8 protein-coding genes and 2 pseudogenes are annotated in these 6538 nt (G+C 72.1%); 9 read left to right on the forward strand and 1 reads right to left on the reverse strand.

All coding sequences use genetic code 11. The features are described 5' to 3' along the window. The 9 genes and pseudogenes from CCN72_RS31925 to CCN72_RS31965 all read left to right on the forward strand — a co-directional run. Window positions 1-356, forward strand: a pseudogene (locus tag CCN72_RS31925) (hypothetical protein); the annotation flags it as partial. A gap of 100 nt (window positions 357-456) precedes the next feature. After that, window positions 457-891, forward strand: coding sequence for a roadblock/LC7 domain-containing protein (locus CCN72_RS31930; RefSeq protein WP_086811661.1), 435 nt, complete (start codon window positions 457-459; stop codon window positions 889-891). Window positions 892-893: 2 nt separating this feature from the next. Continuing rightward, complete coding sequence (locus CCN72_RS31935; RefSeq protein ID WP_037657415.1) at window positions 894-1265, forward strand: DUF742 domain-containing protein; 372 nt, start codon at window positions 894-896, stop codon at window positions 1263-1265. Next, complete coding sequence (locus CCN72_RS31940; RefSeq protein WP_037657413.1) at window positions 1243-1845, forward strand: GTP-binding protein; 603 nt, start codon at window positions 1243-1245, stop codon at window positions 1843-1845. The genes CCN72_RS31935 and CCN72_RS31940 overlap by 23 nt, the downstream gene beginning before the upstream one ends. Before the next feature lie 62 nt (window positions 1846-1907). Next, the gene (locus tag CCN72_RS31945) at window positions 1908-2483 is read left to right on the forward strand and encodes a GAF domain-containing protein (RefSeq protein WP_086811663.1); all 576 of its coding nucleotides are present in this window, start codon (window positions 1908-1910) and stop codon (window positions 2481-2483) included. Between the two features lie 214 nt (window positions 2484-2697). Beyond that, window positions 2698-3726: an L-threonine 3-dehydrogenase gene (tdh, locus tag CCN72_RS31950; protein ID WP_086811665.1), complete on the forward strand. Its 1029-nt coding sequence runs from the start codon at window positions 2698-2700 to the stop codon at window positions 3724-3726. 72 nt (window positions 3727-3798) lie between these two features. Then, entirely contained in the window at window positions 3799-4992 is a 1194-nt protein-coding gene (locus tag CCN72_RS31955) for a glycine C-acetyltransferase (RefSeq protein WP_086811667.1), read from the forward strand. 31 nt (window positions 4993-5023) lie between these two features. Beyond that, window positions 5024-5926 (forward strand): LysR family transcriptional regulator, encoded by a 903-nt coding sequence (locus tag CCN72_RS31960; RefSeq protein ID WP_086811669.1) that lies wholly within the window; start codon window positions 5024-5026, stop codon window positions 5924-5926. 40 nt (window positions 5927-5966) lie between these two features. Further along, window positions 5967-6308: pseudogene (locus CCN72_RS31965) on the forward strand (MmcQ/YjbR family DNA-binding protein); the annotation flags it as partial. Between the two features lie 11 nt (window positions 6309-6319). Here the strand turns inward: CCN72_RS31965 and CCN72_RS40975 are convergent. After that, window positions 6320-6538, reverse strand: a 219-nt coding sequence (locus CCN72_RS40975) for an MmcQ/YjbR family DNA-binding protein (RefSeq protein WP_425276188.1), incomplete at its 5' end; no start/stop codon positions are given.

Consider the following 6538-nt stretch of genomic DNA (forward strand, 5'->3'; position numbering starts at 1 on the left):
CCCAACTGCCGCGCCGCCGCGCCCAGGAGAACCTCGTCCCCCAGCTTCGCGGCGGCCCAGCCCCCCGCCCGGACGGCGACACCCTCGGCGGTCACGACCCCGGCCTGATGGCGGCCTTCCAGCGCGGCATCGGCCTCGCCGAGGCGGCCCCACTCGCGACGGACGGCGAACACGCACATGCCGGCCACGCCGGAGCCGCCGCCCGCACACCCGCCGAACCCGCGCGCCTACGCGTCCTCCACCCCGATCAGGGCCCACCCCAAGGGCCGCCGACACCGGGCGACTTGCACCACTTCCACCCCGACCCGTCATCCCTGTCCACCGGCCCGACCGAGGGAAGCGCACCGGCCGGCTGACCCCTCGTACCAGGCCCGCACTGGGCCCCGTACCGACCCGTACCACCCCCCAACCCCCAGCGCTCCCACAGACCTTCGTACCCCAAGGAGTCGATCCACCATGGCGAGCGATGCGCCGACCGCTCACGCATCCGACCTCGACTGGCTGCTCAGCGGCCTCGTGCAGCGCGTACCGCACACCAGCAGCGCGGTGCTCCTGTCCTGCGACGGGCTGGTGAAGGCCGTGCACGGCCTCGACCCGGACAGCGCCGACCACATGGCCGCCCTCGCCTCCGGCCTGTACTCGCTCGGCCGCAGCGCGGGCGTCCGGTTCGGGGACGGCGGTGACGTACGGCAGGTCGTCGTGGAACTCGCCTCGACCCTGCTGTTCGTCACCACCGCCGGATCCGGCACCTGTCTCGCCGTGATGGCGGGCCGCGAGGCCGACGCGGCGGTGCTCGGCTACGAGATGGCGATGCTGGTCAAGAGCGTGCGCCCCTATCTGGTCACCGCCCCCAGGCAACACGTCGCCGACCCCGCGGCGCCGAGGCATTGAGCGTGGCCGCGGCCGGCGACGGGCCCTGGCTGGACGACGCGGCCGGACGGCTGGTACGCCCGTTCACGGTCAGCAACGGCCGCACCGAACCCAGCGTCGCACTCGACCTGATCTCCCAGGTGATGGCCACCGGGGTCACCCCGCTCGGCTACCTCGGCCCCGAGCACGCCCAGGCGCTCGACCTGTGCCGGGCACCCGTCTCGGTCGCCGAGGTCGCCGCCCACCTGAAACTGCCCGCCGTGGTCACCAAGGTCCTGCTCGCGGACCTGGTCGACTGCGAAGCGCTGACCACCAAGCCCCCCGCGTTCCACCACACTCCCACCGACCGGTCCCTGCTGGAGGCAGTGCTCGATGGACTACGACGACAGCTCTGACCCGTTCCCCACCGCGCTCAAGATCCTGGTCGCGGGCGGGTTCGGGGTGGGCAAGACCACCTTCGTGGGCGCGGTCAGCGAGATCGCCCCGCTGAGCACGGAGGAACTGCTCACCACGGTCAGCGCCGCGACCGACAGCCTCGAAGGCATCGAGAACAAGATGGAGACCACGGTCGCCATGGACTTCGGCCGGATCTCCCTCGATCCGGACCATGTGCTCTATCTGTTCGGCACCCCCGGGCAGGAGCGGTTCTGGTTCATGTGGGACGAGCTGTCCGAGGGCGCGCTCGGCGCGGTGATCCTCGCCGACACCCGCCGGCTCCAGGACTGCTTCGCCGCCGTGGACTTCTTCGAGGAACGCGGACTCGGCTTCATCGTCGCCGTCAACGAGTTCGACGGAGGGCACCGCTACGACACCGAGGAGGTGCGCGCCGCCATCGACCTCGACCCCGAGGTGCCCGTCGTGCGCTGCGACGCCCGGATCTCCAGCTCCGGCGTGGGGACCCTGCTGGCCCTCGTCCGCCATCTGCTCGCCCACACCCCGGAGCACGCGCCGAGCCATGGCGCCGCGCACCGGTGAACCCGACCGACCGCCCACGGAGTTCCCCAGATGAGGCACCCGCACAGCGACGGAGCCCGGCCATGAGCTACGAGCCGCCCCGGCCGGTCCGCGGTCTGCTGCTCACCCCCGAGGACAAGGAGGCCCCCGCCCGCGTCCGGCGGCTGCGGGCACTCGGCCTCGGGGAGCGCCCCGACCCCGCGCTCGACGCCTTCGCGGACCATCTCGCCCGCCGCACCGGCGCGCCCTACGCCATGGTCAACTTCATCGGCGAGGAACGGCAGTTCTTCGCCGGCCTGCGCGTCCCGGCGATCGCCCCGGTCCTGCGGGAGGACGGCAGCGGGGCGGTATGGGGCCGGACGCTGCCCCGCGACCACGGGTTCTGCCCCCATGTGGTGGTCCGCCGCAAGGCCCTGGTCCTGGAGGACGTCCGCGACTACCCCCGGTTCGCGGGCAACCCGGTCGTGGACGAGTACGGCATCCGCTCCTACCTCGGCGCCCCGCTCCTCGACGGCACCGGTATGACGCTGGGCACCGTCTGCGCCGCCGACCTCGGGCCGCGCGCCTGGGGCAGGGACGGACTGGAGACCATCAAGGCGCTGGCCGCCGAACTCGTCGTACGGATCGAACGCAGCGCACGGGACGGGCTGCCCATCTGACCGTCGGCTGGTGCGACAAGAGGGCCGATTCGGGGGTTCGGTTCATGTGACAAGAGGGGCGTGAAGGAAAGCTGAGGCGGCGGTTAAGAAAAGCTCGATGGATTACGGCGCGCCGATACGGCAGATTGCACGGTGATTCCACCCCTCTGACCCGGTGCGGGCGCGGCCCTTCGGCATGCCCGCGTACGGGACCTCACCCACAGGAGCCGTACGAGTGAAGGCGCTGGTCAAGGAGAAGGCGGAGCCCGGACTCTGGCTGACGGACGTCCCGGAGCCCGCGATCGGGGCCGACGACGTACTGATCAAGGTCCTGCGGACCGGTATCTGCGGCACCGATCTGCACATCCGGGCCTGGGACGGCTGGGCGCAGCAGGCGATCAGCACCCCGCTGGTGCTCGGGCACGAGTTCGTCGGCGAGGTCGTGGAGATCGGCCGGGGCGTCACCGACGTCCAGGTCGGCGACCGGGTCAGCGGCGAGGGCCACCTGGTGTGCGGCAAGTGCCGCAACTGCCTGGCCGGGCGCCGCCATCTGTGCCGGGCCACCGTCGGCCTCGGCGTCGGCCGCGACGGCGCGTTCGCCGAGTACGTCGCCCTGCCCGCGACCAACGTCTGGGTGCACCGCGTCCCGGTCGACCTCGATGTCGCCGCGATCTTCGACCCGTTCGGTAACGCCGTGCACACCGCGCTGTCCTTCCCGCTGGTCGGCGAGGACGTCCTGATCACCGGCGCGGGACCGATCGGCCTGATGGCCGCCGCCGTCGCCCGGCACGCGGGCGCCCGCAACGTCGTCGTCACCGACGTCAGCGAAGAACGCCTCCAGCTGGCCCGCAAGATCGGCGTGAGCCTCGCGCTGAACGTCGCCGAGACCACCATCGCCGACGGACAGCGCGAGCTGGGGCTGCGCGAGGGCTTCGACATCGGCCTGGAGATGTCCGGCAGGCCCGAGGCCATGCGCGACATGATCGCCAACATGACGCACGGCGGCCGGATCGCCATGCTCGGCCTGCCCGCGCAGGAGTTCCCGGTCGACTGGTCCCGGATCGTCACCTCGATGATCACCATCAAGGGCATCTACGGCCGCGAGATGTTCGAGACCTGGTACGCGATGTCGGTGCTGCTGGAGGGCGGCCTGGACCTCGCCCCCGTGATCACCGGCCGGTACGACTACCGCGAATTCGAGTCGGCCTTCGCGGACGCCGCCAGCGGCAAGGGCGGCAAGGTCATCCTCGACTGGACCGCGTAACCCGACCGGACCGCGTAAGCCGTACGTCACCCGCTCGGCGTACGCCACCCGCATCACCTAGGAGCTTCTGTCATGTTCGAGACCGTCCGTGACGATCTGCGCACCACCCTCGACGAGATCCGCGCCGCCGGCCTGCACAAGCCCGAACGGGTCATCGGCAGCCCGCAGTCCGCGACCGTCAGCGTCACCGCCGGCGGCCGCCCCGGCGAGGTCCTCAACTTCTGCGCCAACAACTACCTCGGCCTCGCCGACCACCCCGAGGTGATCGCCGCCGCCCACGAGGCCCTGGACCGCTGGGGCTACGGCATGGCCTCCGTCCGCTTCATCTGCGGCACCCAGGAGGTGCACAAGGAGCTGGAGGCCCGCCTCTCCGCGTTCCTCGGCCAGGAGGACACGATCCTCTACTCCTCCTGCTTCGACGCCAACGGCGGTGTCTTCGAGACCCTGCTCGGCGAGGAGGACGCGGTGATCTCCGACGCCCTCAACCACGCCTCCATCATCGACGGCATCCGGCTCTCCAAGGCCCGCCGCTACCGCTACGCCAACCGCGACCTCGCCGACCTGGAGGCGAAGCTCAAGGAGGCGTCCGGCGCCCGCCGGCGCCTGATCGTCACCGACGGCGTGTTCTCCATGGACGGCTATGTCGCCCCGCTGAACGAGATCTGCGACCTCGCCGACCGCTACGACGCGATGGTCATGGTCGACGACTCGCACGCCGTCGGCTTCGTCGGCCCGAGCGGCCGCGGCACCCCCGAGCTGCACGGCGTGATGGACCGCGTGGACATCATCACCGGCACCCTCGGCAAGGCCCTCGGCGGCGCCTCCGGCGGTTACGTCGCCGCCCGCGCCGAGATCGTCGCCCTGCTGCGCCAGCGCTCCCGCCCGTACCTGTTCTCCAACACCCTCGCCCCGGTGATCGCCGCCGCCTCCCTCAAGGTCCTCGACCTGCTGGAGTCCGCCGACGACCTGCGGGTGCGGCTGACCGAGAACACCAAGCTGTTCCGCTCCCGGATGACCGCCGAGGGCTTCGACGTCCTGCCCGGCGACCACGCCATCGCCCCCGTGATGATCGGCGACGCGGCGAAGGCGGGCCGCATGGCCGAGCTGCTCCTGGAGCGCGGCGTGTACGTGATCGGGTTCTCCTACCCGGTCGTCCCGCAGGGCCAGGCCCGTATCCGGGTCCAGCTGTCCGCCGCGCACTCCACCGCGGACGTCAACCGCGCGGTGGACGCGTTCATCGCGGCGCGCGCGGAGCTGGCGGCCTGACCAGGGGGTATCACCTGGGATAATCGGGGGCATGATCGAGGCACGGCGGCTCCACATCCTCCGTGCGGTGGCCGACCACCGCACGGTCACCGCGGCGGCCGCCGCCCTCTATCTCACCCCCTCCGCCGTCTCCCAGCAGCTGACCGCCCTGGAGCAGGAGACCGGCCACCGGCTGGTCGAGCGGGGCGCCAAGGGGGTACGGCTCACCCCGGCCGGTGAGATCCTGCTCGGCCACACCAACGCGGTCCTCGCCCAGCTGGAGCGCGCCGAGGCGGAACTCGCGGCGTACGGCTCGGGCGAGGCCGGGACGGTCACCGTGGCGGCCTTCGCGACCGGCATCGCCCAGGTCGTGGCCCCCGCGGTGGCCCGCCTCGCCCGCACCGCGCCCGGCATCCGCATCCGGGTCCAGGACGCGGAGGGCGACGCCAGCCTGCCGATGGTCCTCGACCGGCAGGTGGACGTGGCGGTGGCCGTCGAGTACCGGGGCGCACCCTCGGCCGACGACCCCCGGCTCACCCATGTGCCGCTGTACGCCGAGCCGTTCGACGCCGTGGTCCCGGTCGGCCACCGGCTCGCCGACTCGGCCGAGGTCCCGCTCGCCGAGCTGGCCAAGGACCCCTGGATCGGGCCCTACCCCGGCAACCCGTGCCACGACGTCGTCGTACTCGCCTGCGAGAGCGCGGGCTTCCAGCCCCGCCTCGAACACTCCTCCGACGACTTCCGCGCCGTCGTCGCCCTCGCCTCCGCCGACGCGGGCGTGGCCCTCGTCCCCCGTTCCGCGCTGCGCGGCATGGACCTCAGCGACGTGGTCGTACGCCCGGTCGACGGGGTGGCCCCCACCCGCCGGGTCTTCGCCGCCGTGCGCCGGGGTGCGGAGGGGCATCCGCTGATCAGGCCGGTGCTGGCGGCGCTGGGCGGGGCGGCCGGGGGCTGACCGCCGGGCATTGTCAGTGGCCGGCGCTACGGTGCGTGGCATGCAGGATGCCGAAGCCGTACGACGTATCGCGCTGTCCTTCCCCGACACCACGGAGAAGACCGCCTGGAACATGCCCACCTTCCGCGTGGCCGGGAAGATGTTCGCGACCCTGCCCGAGGACGAGACGTCCGTCGCCGTGCGCTGCCCGAAGGAGGAGCGGGACGAACTGGTGCTGGCCGAGCCGGAGAAGTTCTGGATCGCCGGGCACGAGGCGCAGTTCGCCTGGATCAGGGCCCGGCTCGCGACCCTGGAGGACGAGGCCGAACTGCGCGACATCCTCGCCGACTCCTGGCGCCAGGCCGCCCCACCCCGACTCCTCGAATCCCACACGGAGTTGGGCCACCGGGATTTTCAGTGGGTGGGCGGGTGGCCCAACTCCGGGTGGGATTCGAGGAGTCGGGGTGGGGCGGCCTGGCGCCAGGAGTCGGCGAGGATGTCGCGCAGTTCGGCCTCGTCCTCCAGGGTCGCGAGCCGGGCCCTGATCCAGGCGAACTGCGCCTCGTGCCCGGCGATCCAGAACTTCTCCGGCTCGGCCAGCACCAGTTCGTCCCGCTCCTCCTTCGGGCAGCG

This window comes from Streptomyces murinus, assembly GCF_002154555.1.
Taxonomy (GTDB): Bacteria; Actinomycetota; Actinomycetes; order Streptomycetales; family Streptomycetaceae; genus Streptomyces; species Streptomyces murinus.

Coding starts and splice junctions, on each gene's coding strand:
- CCN72_RS31940 (WP_037657413.1), top strand. CDS start 1,243: ATGGACTACGACGACAGCTCTGACCCGTTCCCCACCGCGCTCAAGATC.
- CCN72_RS31945 (WP_086811663.1), top strand. CDS start 1,908: ATGAGCTACGAGCCGCCCCGGCCGGTCCGCGGTCTGCTGCTCACCCCC.
- CCN72_RS31930 (WP_086811661.1), top strand. CDS start 457: ATGGCGAGCGATGCGCCGACCGCTCACGCATCCGACCTCGACTGGCTG.
- CCN72_RS31960 (WP_086811669.1), top strand. CDS start 5,024: ATGATCGAGGCACGGCGGCTCCACATCCTCCGTGCGGTGGCCGACCAC.
- CCN72_RS31955 (WP_086811667.1), top strand. CDS start 3,799: ATGTTCGAGACCGTCCGTGACGATCTGCGCACCACCCTCGACGAGATC.